At 72.9% G+C, this 19585-nt stretch carries 15 protein-coding genes; 11 read left to right on the top strand and 4 right to left on the bottom strand.

What is annotated here, in order from left to right; genetic code table 11:
• Positions 1 to 7: 7 nt before the first annotated feature.
• A complete protein-coding gene (locus tag ACX9I7_RS15550; protein WP_459387745.1) occupies positions 8 to 2395 on the bottom strand; it encodes an MMPL family transporter in 2388 nt (795 codons plus the stop codon).
• A gap of 246 nt (positions 2396 to 2641) precedes the next feature.
• Here ACX9I7_RS15550 and ACX9I7_RS15545 point away from each other — a divergent pair, with 246 nt between their 5' ends.
• From ACX9I7_RS15545 to ACX9I7_RS15535, 3 genes are all read left to right on the top strand, one after another.
• Complete coding sequence (locus tag ACX9I7_RS15545; RefSeq protein ID WP_387573782.1) at positions 2642 to 3046, top strand: rodlin; 405 nt, start codon at positions 2642 to 2644, stop codon at positions 3044 to 3046.
• Positions 3047 to 3552: 506 nt separating this feature from the next.
• Positions 3553 to 5034 carry an amino acid permease gene (locus tag ACX9I7_RS15540; protein ID WP_387573780.1) on the top strand — a complete coding sequence of 494 codons (1482 nt, stop codon included), beginning with the start codon at positions 3553 to 3555 and terminating at the stop codon, positions 5032 to 5034.
• Between the two features lie 211 nt (positions 5035 to 5245).
• The gene (locus ACX9I7_RS15535; protein WP_459387671.1) at positions 5246 to 7303 is read left to right on the top strand and encodes a phosphocholine-specific phospholipase C; all 2058 of its coding nucleotides are present in this window, start codon (positions 5246 to 5248) and stop codon (positions 7301 to 7303) included.
• A gap of 54 nt (positions 7304 to 7357) precedes the next feature.
• Here ACX9I7_RS15535 and ACX9I7_RS15530 read toward each other — a convergent pair whose 3' ends face one another.
• Positions 7358 to 8404 carry a type III polyketide synthase gene (locus ACX9I7_RS15530; RefSeq protein WP_459387670.1) on the bottom strand — a complete coding sequence of 349 codons (1047 nt, stop codon included), beginning with the start codon at positions 8402 to 8404 and terminating at the stop codon, positions 7358 to 7360.
• A 451-nt stretch (positions 8405 to 8855) separates the two neighbouring features.
• Here ACX9I7_RS15530 and ACX9I7_RS15525 point away from each other — a divergent pair, with 451 nt between their 5' ends.
• The 4 genes from ACX9I7_RS15525 to ACX9I7_RS15510 all read left to right on the top strand — a co-directional run bounded on the left by ACX9I7_RS15525 (position 8856) and on the right by ACX9I7_RS15510 (position 13052).
• Positions 8856 to 9848 carry a TauD/TfdA family dioxygenase gene (locus ACX9I7_RS15525; protein ID WP_459387669.1) on the top strand — a complete coding sequence of 331 codons (993 nt, stop codon included), beginning with the start codon at positions 8856 to 8858 and terminating at the stop codon, positions 9846 to 9848.
• Between the two features lie 66 nt (positions 9849 to 9914).
• Positions 9915 to 10682 (top strand): sulfite exporter TauE/SafE family protein, encoded by a 768-nt coding sequence (locus ACX9I7_RS15520; RefSeq protein WP_387573772.1) that lies wholly within the window; start codon positions 9915 to 9917, stop codon positions 10680 to 10682.
• 45 nt (positions 10683 to 10727) lie between these two features.
• A complete protein-coding gene (locus tag ACX9I7_RS15515) occupies positions 10728 to 11813 on the top strand; it encodes an alpha-hydroxy acid oxidase (protein WP_459387668.1) in 1086 nt (361 codons plus the stop codon).
• Between the two features lie 135 nt (positions 11814 to 11948).
• Complete coding sequence (locus ACX9I7_RS15510) at positions 11949 to 13052, top strand: aminotransferase-like domain-containing protein (RefSeq protein WP_459387667.1); 1104 nt, start codon at positions 11949 to 11951, stop codon at positions 13050 to 13052.
• A 63-nt stretch (positions 13053 to 13115) separates the two neighbouring features.
• Here the strand turns inward: ACX9I7_RS15510 and ACX9I7_RS15505 are convergent, their stop codons facing one another.
• Positions 13116 to 14936 (bottom strand): hydroxysqualene dehydroxylase, encoded by a 1821-nt coding sequence (locus ACX9I7_RS15505; protein ID WP_459387666.1) that lies wholly within the window; start codon positions 14934 to 14936, stop codon positions 13116 to 13118.
• Positions 14937 to 15234: 298 nt separating this feature from the next.
• Here ACX9I7_RS15505 and ACX9I7_RS15500 point away from each other — a divergent pair, with 298 nt between their 5' ends.
• Together ACX9I7_RS15500 and ACX9I7_RS15495 are read left to right on the top strand one after the other, a co-directional pair.
• Entirely contained in the window at positions 15235 to 16410 is a 1176-nt protein-coding gene (locus ACX9I7_RS15500) for a L,D-transpeptidase family protein (RefSeq protein WP_387573764.1), read from the top strand.
• A 67-nt stretch (positions 16411 to 16477) separates the two neighbouring features.
• A complete protein-coding gene (locus tag ACX9I7_RS15495; protein WP_387573762.1) occupies positions 16478 to 17671 on the top strand; it encodes a damage-control phosphatase ARMT1 family protein in 1194 nt (397 codons plus the stop codon).
• Positions 17672 to 17747: 76 nt separating this feature from the next.
• On the opposite strand, the gene ACX9I7_RS15490 is transcribed toward ACX9I7_RS15495, so the two are convergent.
• The gene (locus ACX9I7_RS15490; RefSeq protein WP_358628967.1) at positions 17748 to 18416 is read right to left on the bottom strand and encodes a phosphatase PAP2 family protein; all 669 of its coding nucleotides are present in this window, start codon (positions 18414 to 18416) and stop codon (positions 17748 to 17750) included.
• A 119-nt stretch (positions 18417 to 18535) separates the two neighbouring features.
• Between ACX9I7_RS15490 and ACX9I7_RS15485 the strand changes: the two genes are divergently transcribed.
• Together ACX9I7_RS15485 and ACX9I7_RS15480 are read left to right on the top strand one after the other, a co-directional pair.
• A complete protein-coding gene (locus ACX9I7_RS15485; RefSeq protein WP_126917380.1) occupies positions 18536 to 18919 on the top strand; it encodes a BlaI/MecI/CopY family transcriptional regulator in 384 nt (127 codons plus the stop codon).
• Positions 18916 to 19585, top strand: a 670-nt coding sequence (locus ACX9I7_RS15480) for a M48 family metalloprotease (RefSeq protein WP_459387665.1), incomplete at its 3' end; no start/stop codon positions are given. The genes ACX9I7_RS15485 and ACX9I7_RS15480, both read left to right, overlap by 4 nt.

The following is a 19585-nucleotide window of genomic DNA, read 5'->3' as shown; positions in this document are numbered from 1 at the left end:
GGCCGGTTCAGGCACCTCCGACGGCTGTCGGCGCCGGGCGGCCGGAGCGGCCCGCCGTGTCGGGGCCGGAGCGGTCGCGGGCGCGGTGGCGCGTGGCGGGCCACCAGTTGGCCCGGCCGGCCAGCGACATGACCGCGGGGACGAGCAGGGCGCGGACGAGCGTGCAGTCCAGGAGGACGGCCACGGCCAGCCCGAAGCCGATCAGCTGGAGCATGACGAGCCCGCACGCGGCGAGGGAGCCCATGACGACGGCGAAGACCAGCGCGGCCGAGGTGAACAGCCGCGCGGTGCGCTGGAGACCGACGGCGACCGCCAGATCGGTGGGGCTGCCCCGGCGGTGCTCCTCGAGGATCCGGGAGAGGAGGAAGACCTCGTAGTCCATGGAGAGGCCGAACGCGGTGCAGAACATCACCGCCGGGATGATCACGTCGGTGGTGCGGGGGCCGTCGAGCGGCCCCAGCAGCGCGTCGAGCCGGCCCTGCTGGAAGACGGCGACGATGATCCCGAACGTCGCCGCCAGGCTCAGCGCGTTGAGCAGCACGGCCTTGACGGGCACGAGCAGGCTGCGCGTGTAGGCGAACAGCAGGAGCAGCGTGGCGGCCACGGTGATCAGGACGGCCGCGGGCAGCCGGTCGCCGAGCGCGTCCTCGGTGTCGGTCAGCCGGGCGCCGGGCCCGCCCACCAGGGCGGCCGTGGGCGCGGGCGCCCGGCGCAGCCGCTCGGTGAGCAGCCGGCCGTCGGGGGAGAGGACGGAGTCGGCGGCGTCGGGCGTCACGCTCAGCCAGGTGCCGGCGGGTCCGGTGAAGCCCGCCGCCCAGGGCCCGGGCTCCGCCGTGCGGCGGCCGTGGGCGTAGAGGCCCGTGGCCGTCCGTACCTGCCGTACGCCGGGAAGACGGGAGAGGCGCGCGGCGTAGGTGTCCACGGCGGTGGTGGAGGCGTCGGGCGGGCGGGGCGTGCCGGGCACGCCGGCCGCGTCCGGCCCGTCCTCGGCGTCCGCCGCCCCTGCCCCGGCCTCCGTCCCGTCCACACCGGTCCCCGCCTCCGTCGTGGCCGCCGTCTCCGGGCGGGGGGCCACGCGGAGGCCCGGCAGCACGACGCTCGCCGCGTTCCCGCTCTCGTCGTCGAAGTCCGCGCGCAGCCGCTGCGAGGCCCGGGCGACCGGCGAGGACGCCGGGAGGATCCGGTCGTCGTACATGCCGAACCGCGCGTCCGCCCCCGGCGCGGCCAGCAGCCCGAGCAGCAGCAGCGTGCCGAGGGCGACCGCCGCGGGCCGCCGGGTCACCCACATCGCGAGCCGGTACCAGCGACCCTCGGCGAAGGCGCGCCGGCCGCGCCCGCGCCAGCGGGTGAAGACGTCGTAGCGGTTGATCCGGGGGCCGAGCAGCACCAGCAGCGCCGGGAGCACCAGCAGCGCCCCGGCCGCCGAGCACACCGCGACGGCCGCGCCGCCCAGGGCCAGCGAGCGCGTCAGCGGCAGGGGGAAGACCAGCAGGGCGCCCAGCGCCGCCGCCACGGTGGTCGCCGAGAAGGCGACGGCCCGGCCCGCGGTCGCGAGGACCCGCTCGGCGGCCCGTACGGGCGTCGCCCCCGCCGCGAGCTCCTCGCGGTAGCGGCTGACCATCAGCAGGCAGTAGTCGACGGCCAGCCCGAAGCCGAGCGCGGTGGCGATGTTGAGGACGAAGACGGAGACCGTCATCACCTCGCTCAGCAGCCGCAGCAGCGCGGTGGTGGTGACGACGGCGAAGGCCCCGACGACGACCGGCAGGAGCGCGGCCACCAGGCTCCCGAAGATCCACAGCATGATCAGCAGCACCAGCGGGGCGATGATCATCTCGGCGACCGTGGCGCCCTCGGTGCTCAGCCGCTCCATCTCGGCGAAGAGCGCCGCCTCCCCGGCGACGGTGACCTCCAGCGGCCCCGCCCGCCCGGACTCGCGGGCCGTGACGGCCTTGGCGGCCGCCAGCACGGCACGCTCGTCCCCGTTGAACCGCACCCCGACGGCGGCGGTACGCCCGTCCCGGCCGCGCAGCTCGGGCCGGGCCCCCGGCCAGTAGCCCCGCACCCACGCGGTGTGCGGGTCGGCGGCGAGCCGCTCGGTCAGCGCCCGGCCCGCCCGGGCGGCCCCGGGCTCGTCGACGCCGCCGCGCGCCGTGGCGAGCAGCACGAGGTGCGGCCGGCCCGCCCCGAAGCGCTCGGCCAGGAAGGCGTCGGCGCGCGTGGACTCCGCCCGGGCCGGTGTCCAGCCGCCCGGGGCGAGGCGCTCCGAGACCCCGTGGCCCCCCACCGCCGCGAGCAGGGCGACCAGCCCCAGCAGGACGAGCGTGCCCAGGGCGCGGCGTGGGGTGCCGTGGACACATCGCCCGAGGAACGAGAGGCGGGGCCGGTGGAGGAGCATCACGGGGGCGTCCTTCGCGGGTCGGCAAACGCGCGTTCGTAGGCCCCATAACGTAGCGCCGGTATATGTAAATATGCCGGATTTGCGATGCGGCGTGGGGTGTACTCCGCCCGCCGATCGGAGGAGTCGGAGCCTCTTCGGGGGGCCATTGGGACGAATGAGTGAGTGCTCGGAACCTCTCCGGAACGCCGCAGTTACTCAGGTCGCCTCCCGCACGGGAGGAACACTCGACCGAGAGGCAGGGACGTGCTCCAGAAGGTACTCGCGACGGTCGCCCTCACCGCCACGGCGGTCGGGCTCTCGGCCGGCCCGGCCGCGGCGCTCGATCACGACGGCAGGACCACCCTGAACGCCAACGGCGCGGAGACCGAGCACGGGGCCACGGCGACCGGCGGTCAGCAGAGCCCGCAGATGACCGCCGTCCAGGGCAGCCTCGAGAAGGTGTGCGTCGGTATCGGGAAGCTCGGCCTCCAGTCGATCCTGCTGCTGATCAACGTGGGCATCGAGGACGTCCCGGTCCTCACCTCGCAGCAACAGCAGCAGTGCACGGACAACTCCACCCTTCAGGACGGCGACGACCCGCTCTCGCACGTGCTGAACGACATCCCGGTGGTCAGTGGCAACGGTTCCGGGAACGACGAGGAGCCCTGATATGTGACCCTGATCACCAGGGTGCGGAAGGACACAGGGGCCCCGGCAGCGCCGGGGCCCCTTTCCGATGCCCCGGAGCGGGCTCCGGGAGCGCCTCGGGGCCGGAAACCCGCCGTATGCAGGCGCAAATCGGTCCCCGGCCGGGAGGCGTGGGGGATAGGTGGAATAGGCAGCGATATCCACCCCGTGTCCATGGCCCGTAGCGGAAAGTCAAAAGACGCTCGCGCTGGGCCCCGCCTAGTCCGGGCTTTCGAAAATGTCAACTTTCCGTTAACCCTTGACGGAATCCTTGCGCGCCTCTCACCATTCACGGCATGACCTCGTGAAACACCACCGAGGACCGGCGTCGCCAGCCGGTTCCCGGAAACACACCGGGCCATCGCCGGGAAGCCCCGGCGATGCAGGGGAACAGGCCGTGCGCGGCCGTTCCCCGGGCATGGAGGTCACCCCCACATCAGCGTGCGGCCCGGTCCTGCCTCCCCCACGGAACGAAGGCGAAGAAATACATGAGTGACCGCACCCTCACTGCGGCCGACACCCCGGCGCCCGCGGCGACGTCCTCGCACGTCGACGCAGGTGACGCGGGCTACAGCAAGGACCTCAAGTCCCGCCACGTCAACATGATCGCGATCGGTGGAGCGATCGGTACCGGCCTCTTCCTCGGCGCCGGTGGCCGTCTCCACAACGCGGGCCCGTCCCTTTTCATCGCCTACGCGGTGTGCGGCCTCTTCGCCTTCTTCGTCGTCCGGGCGCTGGGCGAGCTCGTCCTCTACCGCCCGTCCTCCGGCGCGTTCGTCAGCTACGCCCGTGAGTTCATGGGGGAGAAGGGCGCCTTCACCGCGGGCTGGCTCTACTTCCTGAACTGGGCCACGACCGGTATCGCGGATATCACCGCCGTCGCGACCTACACCCATTACTGGAAAATGTTCAGCGACATCCCGCAGTGGGTGCTCGCGCTGATCGCCCTCGCGGTCGTCCTCACGGTGAACCTGATCTCCGTGAAGTACTTCGGTGAGATGGAGTTCTGGTTCGCGATCATCAAGGTCGCCGCGATCACGATCTTCATGGTCGTCGGTATCTTCCTGCTGGCCAGCAGCCACAAGGTCGGCGACAGCACGCCGGGCATCTCCAACATCGTCGACCACGGCGGGATCTTCCCGACCGGTGTGATGCCGATGCTGCTCGTCATCCAGGGTGTCGTCTTCGCCTACGCCTCCGTCGAGCTGTGCGGTGTCGCGGCGGGCGAGACCAAGAACCCCGAGAAGATCATGCCGAAGGCGATCAACTCGATCATGTGGCGTGTCGGCCTCTTCTACGTCGGCTCGGTCATCCTGCTCGCGTTCCTGCTGCCGTACACCGCCTACCACGCCGGCGAGAGCCCGTTCGTCACCGTCCTGTCGAAGGTCGGCATCCCCGGCGCGGCCGGTGTGATGAACCTCGTGGTCCTCACCGCGGCGCTCTCCAGCCTGAACTCCGGCCTGTACTCCACCGGCCGCATCCTCCGCTCGATGGCGATGTCCGGCTCCGCGCCGAAGTTCACGGGCCTGATGAACAAGGGCCAGGTGCCCTACGGCGGCATCCTGCTCACCGCGTTCTTCTGTGTCCTGGGTGTCGGCCTGAACTTCGTCGTCCCGGCGGACGCCTTCGAGATCGTGCTGAACTTCGCCGCCATCGGCATCATCGGCACCTGGGGCATGATCATGGTCTGCTCCCTGCTCTTCTGGCGCCGCTCCAAGGACGGCCGGGTCACCCGCCCCGGCTACAAGCTCCCCTGGGCCCCGTACACCCAGATCGTCACCCTGGTCTTCCTGGCCGGTGTGCTCGGTCTGATGGCGGCCGAGCCGGGCGCCGGTCGCGACACGGTGTTCTGCCTGCCGGTCATCGTGGCCGCCCTGGTCGGCGGCTGGTACCTGGTGCGCGGCAAGGTCGCCCGCGCCCAGCAGGAGGCCGCGGCCGAGAAGGCCGTCGCCACCGGCGGCGACGCCTGATCCACCACCGCCGCGCCCGGCGCGGCACCTGACGGCCGAGGGGCCGGACACCCGCGAAGGTGTCCGGCCCCTCACCGTTTCCACCCCGGCACGCCTGTTCCCTCCATGTACCACCCGCCGTCACACTGACGACACCACCGCTTCCCCGGCGCTGGATGCTCTTGGACCACTCTGCTGCTGCCAGCCCTCACACCCAAGAGGTCCCTCACCCATGGCTGAACTCAATCGACGGCGCTTCCTCCAGATCGCCGGCGCGACCGCGGGCTTCGCGGCCCTCTCGGACAGCATCGGCCGTGCCGCCGCCATCCCCGCCCGCCGCCGCTCCGGCACCATCGAGGACATCGAGCACATCGTCGTCCTGATGCAGGAGAACCGGTCCTTCGACCACTACTTCGGCTCCCTCAAGGGCGTCCGCGGCTTCGGCGACCCCCGCCCGATGCTCCTGGAGAACGGGAAGACGGTCTTCCATCAGTCCGACGGCGCCAAGGACGTCCTGCCCTACCGCCCGGACGCCCAGGACCTGGGCATGCAGTTCATCGCCGGCCTCAACCACGACTGGGCCGGCGGCCACAAGGCATGGAACAACGGCAAGTACGACCGGTGGATCCCCGCGAAATCCGCGGGCACGATGGCGTACCTGACCCGTGAGGACATCCCCTTCCACTACGCCCTCGCCGACGCCTTCACCGTCTGCGACGCCTACCACTGCTCCTTCATCGGGGCCACCGACCCCAATCGCTACTACATGTGGACGGGCCACACCGGCAACGACGGCAAGGGCGCCGGCCCGGTCCTCGGCAACGAGGAGGCCGGCTACGGCTGGACGACCTACCCCGAGCGGCTGGAGAAGGCCGGGATCTCCTGGAAGATCTACCAGGACCGGGGCGACGGCCTGGACAAGGCCGGCTCCTGGGGGTGGATCCAGGACGCCTACCGCGGCAACTACGGCGACAACTCCCTCCTGTACTTCGACGCCTACCGCAACGCCCAGCCCGGCGACCCGCTCCACGACAAGGCGCGCACCGGCACGGACGTCAAGAACGGCGACGGCTACTTCGACGTCCTGCGGGCCGACGTCCAGGCCGGCCGGCTCCCGAAGATCTCCTGGATCGCCGCCCCCGAGGCCTTCTCCGAGCACCCCAACTGGCCCGTCAACTACGGAGCCTGGTACATCTCCCAGGTCCTCGACGCCCTCACCTCCGACCCCGAGGTGTGGAGCAGAACGGCCCTGTTCATCACCTACGACGAGAACGACGGCTACTTCGACCACGTCGCCCCGCCCTTCCCGCCCGCCTCCGCCGCGCAGGGCCTCTCCACCGTCGACACCGCCCTCGACGTCTTCAAGGGCAACGGCCACTACGCGGCCGGCCCCTACGGCCTCGGCCAGCGCGTCCCCATGATCGTCGTCTCCCCGTGGAGCACCGGCGGGTTCGTCTGCTCCGAGACCTTCGACCACACCTCGATCCTCCGGTTCATGGAGCGCCGCTTCGGGGTCGCCGAGCCCAACATCTCGCCGTGGCGCCGCGCCATCTGCGGCGACCTCACCTCGGCGTTCGACTTCGGCCTCAAGCGCACCGAGTACGACGAGCTGCCGGACACCGACGGCTACGCCCCCAAGGACCGCGAGCGCCACCCCGACTATGTGCCGAAGCCGCCCGCCGACCCCGCCATGCCCCGGCAGGAACGGGGCGCCAAGCGCACCCGGCCGCTGCCCTACGCACCCCTCGCGGACGGCGCCGCGACCCCTGCCACCGGGCGCTTCACCCTCACCTTCAGCGGGGGCGAGCACGCCGGGGCCGCCTTCACGGTCACCTCCGCGAACCGCGCCGACGGGCCCTGGACGTACACCACCGAGGCCGGCAAGAAGATCTCCGACACCTGGAACACGGCCTACTCCAAGGGCGCCTACGACCTGTCGGTGCACGGCCCCAACGGCTTCCTGCGCGTCTTCAAGGGACCCGGCACCACCGCGGCCCCCGAGGTCACCGCCCGCCACGACGGCCGCCGCGGCCGCCTGGAGCTGACGCTGACCAATCCGGGCGGCGCCGACCGCCGGCTGACCGTGACCGACGCCTACGGCGGCGAGCGCCGGACGATCACCGTGCGGGCGGGCCGTACCGTGACCCACAGCGTGGACCCGCGCCACGGCAAGCGCTGGTACGACATCACCGTGATCTCCGAGACGGACCCCGGCTTCCTGCGCCGGTTCGCCGGACACGTCGAGACCGGCGAACCCGGCGTCAGCGACCCGGCGCTCCACACGGACTGAGCGCTCCGCCGGGAGCGCGCTCCGGTCGCCGCGGGCCGGTGGGGGCCGGTCGCGCTACGCCGCCGCCCAGGTGCCGGTCACCGCCACCGTGGTGACCCCGGGGCCGAAGGCCACGACCAGCCCCTGGGCGCCGGCGCGCGGCGGGTCGTCGAAGGTCTGCTCCAGCACGTCGAGGACGACGACGCTCGCGGTGTTGCCCCGCCGGGTCAGGGAGTTCTCGCTGAGCTCGAACATGGCCGGCGGGATGCCCAGCCCCTTGCTGACCTCGTACATGATGCGCGGCCCGCCGGTGTGACCGACCAGGAAGTCGGGCTGCGGCGCGAGCACGGGCGTCTCGTCCTCCAGCCAGCGCCGCAGGCCGGGCATCGCCTCCGCGACCACGCGCGATATCCGCGGGTTGGTGTCGAAGTGGAAGCCGAGCTCGTCGACCTCGTAGGAGATGTGGCCCAGGGTGTCCGGCGCCAGGTCCTCGTAGGAGGCGTCGAGCCGCAGCCCGGGCCGGTCCTCCCGGACGACGCAGGCGGCCGCCGCGTCGCCGAAGAGCGCGGTCGAGACGAAGGAGGCGATCCTGTCGTCCCCCGGCTGGTACGACAGCGAGCACAGCTCGACCGCGACGATCAGGGTGACGGACCCCGGGCGGACGGCGGCCAGCTCCCGGGCGCGCGCCAGCGCGTACGCGCCGCCCGCGCAGCCGACCTGGGTGAAGGCCAGCCTGCGGACGTCCCGGCGCAGCCCCAGTCGGCCCGCCACACGCGCGTCGAGCCCCGGCAGGAGATAGCCGGTGCACGAGACGAGGACGAGGTGGTCCACCTCGTCCGGCACCGTGCCCGCCTCGGCGAGCGCGCCCCGGGCGGCCCGTACGCCCAGCTCCGTACCGGCCTCCGCGTAGCGGCGCGTGCGCTCGCCGAACGTCCGGGGGCGTACGACGTCCGCGAAGGGGTCGACGAGGTGCCGGGTGCGCACCGAGGTGTTGCGCATCAGCCGCTGGGCCGTGCCGATTTTCGGATGACCGGAGTGCAGCGCGCCCATGTGGGAGACGGCCTCGTCGAGGGTCACGGTGTGTTCGGGAAGACAGAGCACGGGTCGGCAGACGGTGGACACGGAACTCCCTGGAAAAAGGCGGGGAAGGGAAACGCGGATGACCCCGGAAAGCCAACCACGGGGGCGACGAAACGTCAGGCCACGCCGTGTTACAAGTTCCTTACGTCAAGCCCCCGTGCCTTGTGCGATAACACCAACGCATTGCCGGAACTTTGCGCTCCATAAATGTTGCTGGCTGAAACGCGTCGCCCGCCACCACCCGGATCCCGGCCGCGCGTCACGTCGAGCGCTCTCATCACCACAGCTCAGGAGCATGATCCAGGAGGGGACGCGAGGCCGGGGAATGCCCTCGTCCGCTGTCCGAAATCACTCGTTGACATGATTTGACCTGCCCGGATAGCGTGATCACACCTTTACCGCCAGCGAATTCCCCCTCCACTTCTTCGCGCCCGGCTCACGCCGTTCTGAAAAGCGCCTGCGCTCGTGTTCGCACCTGCCTGGAGGAAACACCGTGGCCCTCGTAGCGGAAATAAGACGGACCCACCGGCTGAACGGGCCGGACCGCGAGAAATTATGGAAGCTCTCCGAAATGGCCGCCCGCTTCCCCGACGCCGGGGCGGGCGCCATGTCCTTCCTCCGGCTGGACCTGCCACCGGCCCTGCGCGAGCCCCTCCTCGACTTCGCCGAGGGCACCTCCCCCCACGGCCACCTCCTGCTGCGCGGCCTCGACGTCGGCGACGTCCCGCCCACCCCCGCCGGCCAGGACACCGCCGCCCTCGACGGCCACCCGACCGACGGGATGCTCACCCTCGTCGCCGACCTCCTCGGCTCCCTCGTCGGATACCAGGACGAGAAGTCCGGCGCCCTCATCCACGACGTCCACCCCGTGCCCGGCGAGGAGACCCGCATCGAGAACAGCGGCTCCGTGGCCTTCGACTTCCACACCGAGAACGTCCACCACCCGCTGCGCCCCGACTTCCTCGGCCTGCTCTGCCTGCGCCGCGACCACGACGGCGTCGCCGCCACCCGCGTCGCCTCGGTCCGCGAGGCGATCGCCCACCTGACGCCCGAGGACGTCGCCGCCCTGCGGCAGCCCGTCTACCACAGCGCCTACCCCTCCTCCTTCACCCGCGACACCGCCGCCGGGCCACCACCCCTCTCGGGCCCCCACCCCGTCATCTTCGGCGACCCCGACCGGGCCTTCCTGCGCTTCAACTCCCACCACACCCACGCCGCCGACACCCGGGGCACCCGCGCCCTGGACGCCCTCGCGCGGGCGCTGGAGACCGTGTGCCAGGACATCGTCCTCGAACCCGGAGACCTCGTCATCGTCGACAACCACGTCGCCGCGCACGGCCGTTCCGCGTTCGCGCCCCGCTACGACGGCGCGGACCGCTGGCTGCGCCGCTTCTACTCGCTGCGCTCCACCCCCCTGTGGGCCCGGCGGATGATGCGGCGCCCGCGCGTGATCCCGCGGATGGCCGACATCCGGGGCGTGGTGTGATCAAGGTGCCCGTCGGGCCGGCGGCGGGCACCAGGCATCGTTCCGGCACGTGAAATCGAGGACGACATGGACTGGTTCGACGTGGCCGGGCTGCTCCTGGCCGCGGGCGCCGCGGGCTGGGTGGACGCCGTCGTGGGCGGCGGGGGAGTGCTGCTCATCCCCGTACTGCTGCTGACGTTCCCGCAGTTCCCGCCCGCGACCGCGCTGGGCACCAACAAGATAGCCGCGATCATGGGCACGACCACCGCGGCCGTCATGTACGCCCGCCGCACCGAACTGGACCGGTCCGTCGTCCTGCCGGCCGCCGGACTGGCCGTCCCCTCGGCGGCACTCGGCGCGCTGTCCGCCGCCAGCGTCCCCACCCACTGGTTCCGCCCCGTCATCATGGTGCTGCTGGTGTCCGTGGCCCTCTTCGTCGCCTTCCGGCCCGACTTCGGCGTCCAGAGCCTGCAGTCGGCCACGAGCACCCGCCGCCGCATGGGCGTCATCGCCGTCGCGGGCTGTGGCATCGGCTTCTACGACGGCCTCTTCGGGCCCGGCGTCGGCACTTTCCTCATCATCCTCTTCACCTCCCTGCTGGCCAAGCAGTTCCTCGAGAGCGCGGCCATGGCCAAAGTCGTCAACGCCGGTTCCAACCTCGGCGCCCTGGCCGTCTTCGCGCTCCAGGGAAACGTCCTGTGGGCCCTGGGCCTCGGCATGGCGGTCGGCAACATAACCGGCGCGCTCCTGGGCTCCCGCATGGCGCTCAAGAAGGGCTCGGGATTCGTCCGCACCGTCCTCGTCCTCGTGGTGACGGGCATGGTGGTGAAGATGGCCTTCGACCAATTCGCCTGACATTCGGCCGGCAAGTGAAAACCCCTTTTCCCGGAGGACATTCAAGTGCCAGCACACACGGAACTCGCCAGATTACTGACCCTGCCCGACTTCGAACGCGCCGCGGAAACCGTCCTGTCCGCCGACATCCGGGCCTATGTGGCCGGCGGAGCCGGCACCCAGGAGACCGTGCGCGCCAACACCGCCGCCTTCGACGAGGTGTGGCTGCGCCCCCGCGTCCTCACGACGGCCGGCACCACTCCCGACACCCGCACCGGCGTCCTCGGCCAACAGCTCTCCCTGCCCGTGCTGCTCGCCCCCACCAGCCCCCAGCGGCTGCTCCACGAACACGCCGAGATCGCCACGGCGCTGGCCGCCGAGGACGCCGGCACGATCTCCGTCGTCAGCACCGACAGCCACTACCCCTACCCCGAGATCGCCGAATCCGCGCCCGGCGGCAGTTGGTTCCAGCTCTACGCCTACCGCTCCCTCGACGACGTCGACGCCACCGTCGCCCTGGCCGAGAAGGCCGGGGCCTCGGCCCTCGTCGTCACCGTGGACGCCAGCCACGCGGCCCGGCGCGTCTCCACCCTGCGATCCGGGTTCCGCACCCCGCCCTTCGTCGACTTCGGCACCCTGCGGGCCCTGGGCATCCTGGAAGGCGACATCCCCGCCAACGCCCGCCTCGACCGCCTCGCCCTCACCTGGGACGACCTGCGCCGGATCCGCGAGCGCACCACCCTGCCGCTGCTGGTGAAGGGCGTCCTCGGCCCCGAGGACGCCCGCCGCTGCTTCGACCTCGGCGCCCAGGGCGTCATCGTCTCCAACCACGGCGGCCGCCAGCTCGACGGCGAGATCCCCAGCCTCGTCGCGCTGGACCAGGTCGCCTCCGCCGTGGGCGACCGGGGCGTGATCCTCGTCGACGGCGGCATCCGCTCCGGCGTCCACGTCGTCAAGGCCCTCGCCCTGGGCGCGGACGCCGTGTGCCTGGGCCGCCCCTACCTCTGGGCCCTCGCCCTCGCCGGGCGCGCCGGCGTCCGCGCGGTGCTGGAGCTGCTGCGTCGTGAGATCGAGGACACGTTGCTCCAGCTCGGCGTCGAGAGTGTCGCGGACGTCGGGCGAGACCTGGTCGTACCGGCCGCCCGCGGCTGAGCACTCACCCCGACGCAGGTCACCCGGCCGCGGGCCGTCGGTGGCTGGTCGCGCAGTTCCCCGCGCCCCTTACGGGGCACGTCAGCCCCGCCCAGAGTTCGCCCCCACAGCCGTACCCCCGACCACGGAGGCACCATGTTCCCCTTCTCCCGCGGCATCCCCCCGCGCGAGGCCATTCCCGCCCAGGAACTCGCCGCCCAGGCCGCGGCCGTCCTCGCCGACCGGCCGGACGACGTGTTCCAGTACGCGCCCATCGGCAACCACACCGGCGACCTCGCCCTGCGCGAGGAACTCGCCAAGTTCCACACCGCCGACCCCGAGCGGATCTTCGTCACCAACGGCTCCCTCCAGGCCCTCGACCTGCTCGCCGCCCACCTCCTGCGCGACACCGGGCCGGACGTCTACGTCGAGGCCCCCACCTACGACCGCGCCGTGGGGATATTCGAGCGCCACGGCGCCCGCGTGACCGGCATCCCGCTGCGCCACGACGGCCTCGACCTCGACGTCCTGCGCGAGCGGCTCGCCGAGCGGACGCCCGCCTTCCTCTACGTCATCCCCGACTTCCAGAACCCCAGCGGCGTCACCACCAGCGAGGACAAGCGCCGCGAACTGGTGGGCCTCGCCGAGGAGCGCGGCTTCGTCATCGTCGAGGACATCCCCTACCGCGAACTGCGCTTCGAGGGGACCGCCCCCGCCCCGCTCGCCGAGCTCTCGCCCGGCGGGCGCGTCCTGACCGTGGGCTCCCTCAGCAAGATCCTCAGCCCCGGGCTGCGCGTCGGCTACGTCATCGCCGAGCCCCACACGGTGACCGCCCTCGCCGCCCTCGCCGAGGGCACCTACCTCTCGCCCGCGCCCCTGCTCCAGGCCGTCGCCGCCCGGAGCCTGGCCGCCGGGCTGGCCGCGAGCAACATCGAGCGGGCCCGCCGGTTCCTGAAGCCCCGTCACGACGCGGCCGTGGCCGCCGTCCGCCGGCACCTCGGCCAGGACGCGCTGATCACCGTCCCCGAGGGCGGCTACTACGTCAGCGTCCACCTGCCCGTCCCCACGGAGGAGAAGACGTTCCTGACGGCGGCGAAGGAGGACGGCGTGCTCCTGACCCGGGGCTCGGCCTTCTACCCGGGGTCCGCCGCCCCGCCCGCCGGCACGGTCTTCCTCCGCCTCCCCTTCCAGGCACTGACGCCCGAGGAGTTCGCCGCCGGCGTCGAGAGACTGGCGGCCGTCACCGCGCGGCTGGCCTGACCCCGCCGTGCTCCCCGCCCCGGCCGGCGGGGAGCACGACGCGCCCTTCGCGCGGCCCGGCCGTCACCGGCGCCCGGTGTCCAGGACGTGCGGCAGCCCCCGCCGCCAGCGCTCCCGGTCCTCGCGCTTGAGCACGGCGAACTCCGGAGCCTCGTACCCCCGGAACGTCCGCACCTCGGGCGCCTCCGAGGCCCCGGCGGCGGTCAGCACCCCGGCGGCCGCCCGCCGGCCCGCCTCGTTGGCCGTCTCCATCGAGGTGAAGTCCACATTGGCGTACGTCCGGACGTAGTCCGCGGCGAGGAACAGGTTCCCGACGGCGGTCACGGCGTCCGGACGCAGCTCCCAGGAACTCGTGCTGTTGAGGAGGTACGGGTCGTCCTCGCGGAGCCCGTCCGGGCCCTCGGCGATCGCCTCGTCCAGATACCACGAGTGCAGCAGGGAGTCGTCCAGGACGGACCGGCCGGCCCGGCCGAGGTGGGCGCGCATCTGCGCCCACACCTCCCGGGCGACCTCCTCCCGGGTGCAGAGCCGGGCGGGCCTGCCGTAGAGGATGCCCGGCGTCTCCCAGTCGGAGACGTCCACGGACAGCGACTCCCGTACCTGGCCGTCGCCCCACGTCCGCTCGTACGGCGCGCGCCAGAGCTTCGACTGGCTGATCGACACCAGTTTCCACGGCGAGTCGACGTGCGCGATGTGCCCGGCGATGACCGGCGCGGGGCGGCGCAGGAAGTACTGGACGCCGTTGCACCAGGTGTGCCGCAGCCCGTCCATGGCCGCGAGCCGGGGGTCGGCGGCGCGCAGGGCGGCGTCCCACAGCCGTACCGCCCGGTCGGCGGGGACCGCCGCGACGAACCAGTCGGCGTCGATGCGTTCGGTCGCCCCCCGGTGGTCGCGGGCGGTCGCGGAGACGACGCGCCCGGCGCGGCACTCCAGCCGCGCGACCGTCCGGCCGAAGGCGAACCGGACGCCGAGGGCGCGCAGATGGGCGACCCAGGGGTCGATCCACTCCTCGCTCGTGGGACCGGCGAAGATCCGGTCGGCGGGTCCGTCGCTGCCGCGCCCGAGCAGGTCGTAGAAGATGGCCTCCAGGCCCTGGCCGCAGGTGCGGGTGCTGGCGGTCGGGGGCCGCAGGGCCTGGAGCAGTTGGGCCCCGCCGCCGAGCAGCTTTCGGTAGTCCTCGGACATGCGGTCCGCCTGGATGTAGTCCCACCAGGCCACGTGTTCCCACTGGCCGAACCGGCGCTCGTCGCAGCTGGTGAAGAGCGTCACGGTCAGCCGGGCGAAGTGGGCCGCCTCCCACGGCGGCAGCCGCAGCCCCTCCGCGAGCAGCCCGCCGAGCGTGGCGACCAGCAGCGGCGCGCCGGACAGCGAGAGCGAGCCGGGTCTGACGGGGAGGGGGATGTCCGGGCGGTCCCCGGCGCGGGCGAACTCGATCCAGGTCACCGGCGTGAGCCGGCCGAAGACGCTGCCGCCGCCGGGCAGCGGGATCCGCCGGAGGGTGTCCGGGAGGTTGTGGTAGAAGCCGAAGACCCCTCGGTGGCCGTGCTCGCCGGGCAGGTCGCGGCGGCCTCCGGTGCCGCTGTGCGGGACGTACAGGGACCGGGCCTTGCCGCCGGCGACGGCGCGGCGCTCGACCACGGTCACCTCGAAGCCCCGCTCGGCCAGCTCGTGGGCGACCGTCAGCCCGCCGACCCCCGCGCCCAGCACGGCCACCCGGCGGCCGCCGCGCCGCGCGCTCCCGCCGCCGCGCGGGGCGGCGAACGCGGCGGCGGGCCCGGTGAGGCCGGCGGCGCCGGCCCCGGCCGCGCCCGCCGCGCCGTACCGCAGGACGGCACGGCGGGGCGGCCGCCCGGCTCCGGTGGTGACCCCGTCCGCTGTCGTCATGTCCCCGTCCCCCCTCGACGATCCACGCACGTCCTCCGCACACCGTTCACAACCGGACGCTACGGGCCCGGTAGGGGGACGGGGGAGCGAATCGGCGCCGGATCCGTCGATCGGGTAGTCGGCGCGGGCCGGAGGTTTCGGGCCGTGACGTCCCGTGAGGTGACGCGCGAACAGGGCGTCCGGCCGCCTATTGGCTGTATCGCGCAAATGTTTCGTTTCTCCGTGCAACCGTACAAGCGTGCAGATCATCTGTAGAGGTGTCTGTCGCTGCGAGAAAGTACGAGAAAGGGTCATTCACGTGCACGTCGGAACGGGCCGTCGCTCCGTCCTGTGGGCCTCCGCCCTCATGGGCTCCCTCGTCCTCACCGCCTGCTCGGGCTCCGGTTCCGGGGCCGATGCCGGTGCGGAGGCCAAGGTGACCATCACGCCCGGGAGCGGGACGGCCGTCAAACTCGGCTCGCCGATCTCGGTGAAGGCCGACGGCGGGCGTCTCACCGAGGTGGAGGTGAAGGACGCCAAGGGCAACAAGGTCGAGGGCAGGATGTCCGGCGACGGCGCCTCCTGGACCTCGGACGGCAACGCCGGCCCCGGCGCCACCTACACCGTCCACACCAAGGCCAAGGGCGGGAAGAGCGGCAAGGGCAAGGAGTCCACCGCCTCCGCGACCTTCACCACCGAGCAGGCCGAGAAGGTCAACAAGCTCACCAACACCCCCGGCAACGGCTCGACCGTCGGCACGGGCATGCCGGTCTCCATCCTCTTCGACCACCCCGTCGACGCGGACAAGCGCGCCGGGATAGAGAAGTCCCTGACCGTCACCACCCAGCCGAAGGTGGAAGGCTCCTGGGGCTGGGTCAAGGACTGGTCCGGCCAGGACCGCATCGACTGGCGGCCCAAGGACTACTGGCCCACCGGCACCAAGGTCTCCGTGAAGGGCAACCTGTCGGGCGTCGACTCCGGCGAAGGCGGCTGGTTCGCGCGGAACTACGACTTCGGCTTCTCCATAGGCGCCGACCGCAAGGCCGTCATCGACGTCCCCGCCCACAAGCTGACGATGATCGAGGACGGCAAGGAGGTCGGCCACATCATGGGCTCCGCCGGCTCCCCGACGGACCCCACCCGCGGCGGCATCCACACCGTGCGCAGCAAGAACGCGGACGAGACCATGGACTCCGCCACGATCGGGCACGGCAACGAGTGGATGCTGGAATCCAAGTGGGTCACCCACCTGACCGCCTCCGGCACCTTCCTCCACTCCGCGCCCTGGAACAACTCCATCGGCGTGGAGAACAACAGCCACGGCTGCTTCGGCATGACCACGAGCGACGCCAAGAAGATCTACGACTTCCTGCTGATCGGCTCCACCGTCGAGGTCAAGAACACCACCAGCACCAAGGTCACGGACGTCGGCAACGGCCTGGAGGTCTGGCAGGAGACCTGGGACCAGTGGAAGAAGCGCAGCGCCCTCAAGTGACGCGACCGCCGGGTACGGTGCGGAGCAGCCGCACAGTGGAGGAGAAATGGGAGGAGAAGTGAAGGCCATGCCCGCACCCGACGCCGCCCCCGTGATCCGGAGCGACGAGCCCGGCTCGTTCGCGTGGGAGGTGTGGGCCAAGCGCCACCCCGCGCTGGTCCAGCGGCTGCGCGATGCCTCCCCCTACGGCCCGGACGGGCACCGGGCCCTCGACGCCCTGCTGGCCGAGCTCGCCGACGGCGTGATCGAGCCGCTGCCCGCCGGCGCCCCCGACCGGGAGCGGTGGCGGGCCTGGGACCGGGGCCACCTCGGCACCTCGTGGTTCGCCGCGCCGTTCCTGTGGGCCGAGAGCTACTTCTACCGCAGGCTCCTCGACGCCGTCGGCTACTTCGCCCCCGGCCCCTGGCAGGGCGTGGACCCCTTCGCCCCGTTCAAGCACGCCGAACTCGCCGGCCCGGCGGTCGACGACGCGCTGGCCGTCCTCGACCGGCTGGAGGAGGCGGACCCCGCCGCGCGGGGCACGGCCCTGCTGCGGGCCGCGCTCTGGGGCAACCGGGCCGACCTGGGCTTCCGCATCACCGCCGGCGACGTGGGCGCCGACGGCACGGACCCGGCCCTCGTCGCGGACGACAGCTCCCTGCTGTGGTCCCTGCTGCCCGAGGGCCGCCCGGCCGAGGTCCACCTCGTCGCGGACAACGCCGGCCCGGAGCTCATCCCCGACCTGGTCCTCCTCGACCACCTCCTGCGGAGCGGCCGGGCCCGCCGCGCCGTCCTCCACGTCAAGCCGTACCCCTACTACGTCTCCGACGCCACCATGGCCGACGTCGCCGACGCCCTGCGCCGGCTCCGCCGGGCACCGGGCAGGAGCGCCGCGGCGACGGGCGACCGGCTGTGGCGGGCGATGGCCGGAGGGGAACTCGAGGTCCGCGCCCACCCGTTCTTCTGCGCCCCGCTGCCGTACGCCGAGATGCCCGGCGAACTGCGCGCCGAGTTCGCGGCGGCGACGGTGACCGTCATGAAGGGCGACCTGAACTACCGCCGGCTTGTCGACGACCGGCACTGGCCGGCCACCACGCCCTTCACCGAGCGGACGGCCCACTTCCCGGGGCCCGTCGCCGCCCTGCGCACCCTGAAGTCCGATGTGATCACGGGCCTCGACGAGGCCACGGTGACCACGCTGGAGAGCGGCGGGCTGCCCTGGCGCACCAGCGGCACCCACGCCCTCGTCCAGGTCGACGCCCGGCGCGGCCGGGACGACTGACCGGCGCCACGGCACGCGAAAGGGCGCCGCCCCTCCCGGGGCGCCGCCCCTCCCGGGGCGGCGCCCTTCGCTCGTCTCAGCCGGCGGCCAGCAGCGGGCGGAGCCTGCCGCGCCGGGCGCGCTCCACCCAGGGCGCCGCCCGGCCGGAGGCCGCCGCCAGGGGCAGGGCGACCAGCACACCCACCGCCGCGCCGGCGGCGACGTCGTGCGGATAGTGGGCGCCGACCCAGATCCGGGAGAAGCCCATCGCCACGGCCGCCAGGAAGGCGAGCGCCCCCAGCCTCCGGTCCAGCAGCCACAGCGCCGTGGCGGCGGAGAAGGCGATGACCGTGTGGTTGCTGGGGAAGGCCCAGTCGGACGGCGCCGGGCAGGACTCCAGCGTGAAGCTGTGCGGGATCGACCGGCAGGGCCGCACCTCGCGCACCACCGACTTCAGCACCATGTCCACGCCGTAGACGAGGACGACCACCAGCGGCACGGCCAGGGCGCGGGCCATCGTCGCGGCGTCCGCGCGCCGCGCCCGCCACCACACCACCAGCATCAGCAGCGCGAACAGGGCGAGGCCGTAGGAGGACCACGCGGACATGACGTCGTTGAGCAGGGGCGAGGAGTGCCGCGCCAGCTGGGTGACGTCCGTGTACCAGCCGCCGTCGACCGTGGAACCGTCGAAGGCGAGCGAGGGGCCCGTCGGCGCGGCCGCGGCCGGGACGGGGGCGGCCGGAAGGGCGGAGGGTGGTGCGAGCATGGGGCGCGGGGCCTCCCATAATCGGGGACGGACGGACGTGCCCCACGGGCACGCCACCGTCTACATTCCGATAGACGGTCTACATGACGGTAGACGATCGCGAGGAGAGGAAGGTTCCGGTGACCGAGGACATACGCCGACAGGCCGGTGAGCTGGAAGCGGCCGTACTGGTCGTCCTCTGGGCGGCCGACCGTCCGCTCACCCCGCCGGAGGTCCAGGCCGCGCTCACCGAACCCCTCGCGCGCACCACCGTCGCCACCACCCTGGCCCGGCTCCACGCCAAGGGCACCCTCGACCGGGTCCGCGCCGGGCGCGCCTACGCCTACAGCCCGGCCGTCGAGGACCGCGCCGCCCTCGCCGCCCAGCGCATGCACACCGAGCTGGACAAGGGCGACGACCGGCAGGGCGTGCTCGCCCGCTTCGTCTCCCGGCTCACCTCGGCCGACGAGGTCGTGCTGAGGGAGCTGCTGGAGCAGGCCGCCGAACCGGGGGAGCGATCGTGACCTGGGCCGTCTGGGCGCCGCTGATCATCCCGTTCCTCGCCGTGCCGGCCGCCCGCCGGCTGGCCGCCGCCCTGCCGCCGCGCCCGGCCGCGCTGCTCCTCGTGGCCGCCGCCGTCATCCTCGCCTGTCTGTCCGGGGCGGCGCTGGCGCTGCTGGCGGGCGCGGCGGTGCTGCGGCTGCCCGTGGTGGCGTCGCTCGGCCACCTGTCCGTGCCGCTGCTGGAGCGCGTCGCGCCCGCGGCCGTCCCCGTCGGCGTCGTGGCGGCGATGGCCGCCGGGGCGGTGGCCGTGGCCGTCGCGCGGGTGCTGCACGGCCACCGCGCCGCGCGGGCCCGGGTCGCCCGGGAGCTCGCCGGGCACTCCCGCGCGGGCGACCTCACCGTGCTGCCCGACGAGGGCGCCGACGCCTACGCCCTGCCCGGCCGGCCGGGCGGCGTCGTGGTCACCGCCGGTATGCTGCGCGGTCTCGACGCGGACGAGCGCGCGGTGCTGCTGGCGCACGAACGGGCCCATCTGACGGGCCGGCACCACCTTCTGCTGCTGCTCGCGCGGCTCGCCGCCTGCGCGCACCCCGCGCTGCGCGGCCTGCGCGAGCCGCTGGCGTTCCAGGTGGAGCGGTGGGCCGACGAGGCGGCCGCCGCCGCGGTCGGCGACCGCAGGCTGGCGG

The sequence above is a fragment of the Streptomyces sp. L500 genome (assembly GCF_054551825.1).
Note: the sequence above shows the minus strand (reverse complement) of the source record. Positions and strands in the feature narration are given on the sequence as shown.

What these genes read in the sequence shown, in the direction of transcription:
- ACX9I7_RS15535 (WP_459387671.1), top strand. Translation starts at nt 5,246, where the DNA reads ATGGCTGAACTCAATCGACGGCGCTTCCTCCAGATCGCCGGCGCGACC.
- ACX9I7_RS15505 (WP_459387666.1), bottom strand. Translation starts at nt 14,936, where the DNA reads ATGACGACAGCGGACGGGGTCACCACCGGAGCCGGGCGGCCGCCCCGC.
- ACX9I7_RS15495 (WP_387573762.1), top strand. Translation starts at nt 16,478, where the DNA reads ATGCCCGCACCCGACGCCGCCCCCGTGATCCGGAGCGACGAGCCCGGC.
- ACX9I7_RS15540 (WP_387573780.1), top strand. Translation starts at nt 3,553, where the DNA reads ATGAGTGACCGCACCCTCACTGCGGCCGACACCCCGGCGCCCGCGGCG.
- ACX9I7_RS15510 (WP_459387667.1), top strand. Translation starts at nt 11,949, where the DNA reads ATGTTCCCCTTCTCCCGCGGCATCCCCCCGCGCGAGGCCATTCCCGCC.
- ACX9I7_RS15550 (WP_459387745.1), bottom strand. Translation starts at nt 2,395, where the DNA reads ATGCTCCTCCACCGGCCCCGCCTCTCGTTCCTCGGGCGATGTGTCCAC.
- ACX9I7_RS15490 (WP_358628967.1), bottom strand. Translation starts at nt 18,416, where the DNA reads ATGCTCGCACCACCCTCCGCCCTTCCGGCCGCCCCCGTCCCGGCCGCG.
- ACX9I7_RS15520 (WP_387573772.1), top strand. Translation starts at nt 9,915, where the DNA reads ATGGACTGGTTCGACGTGGCCGGGCTGCTCCTGGCCGCGGGCGCCGCG.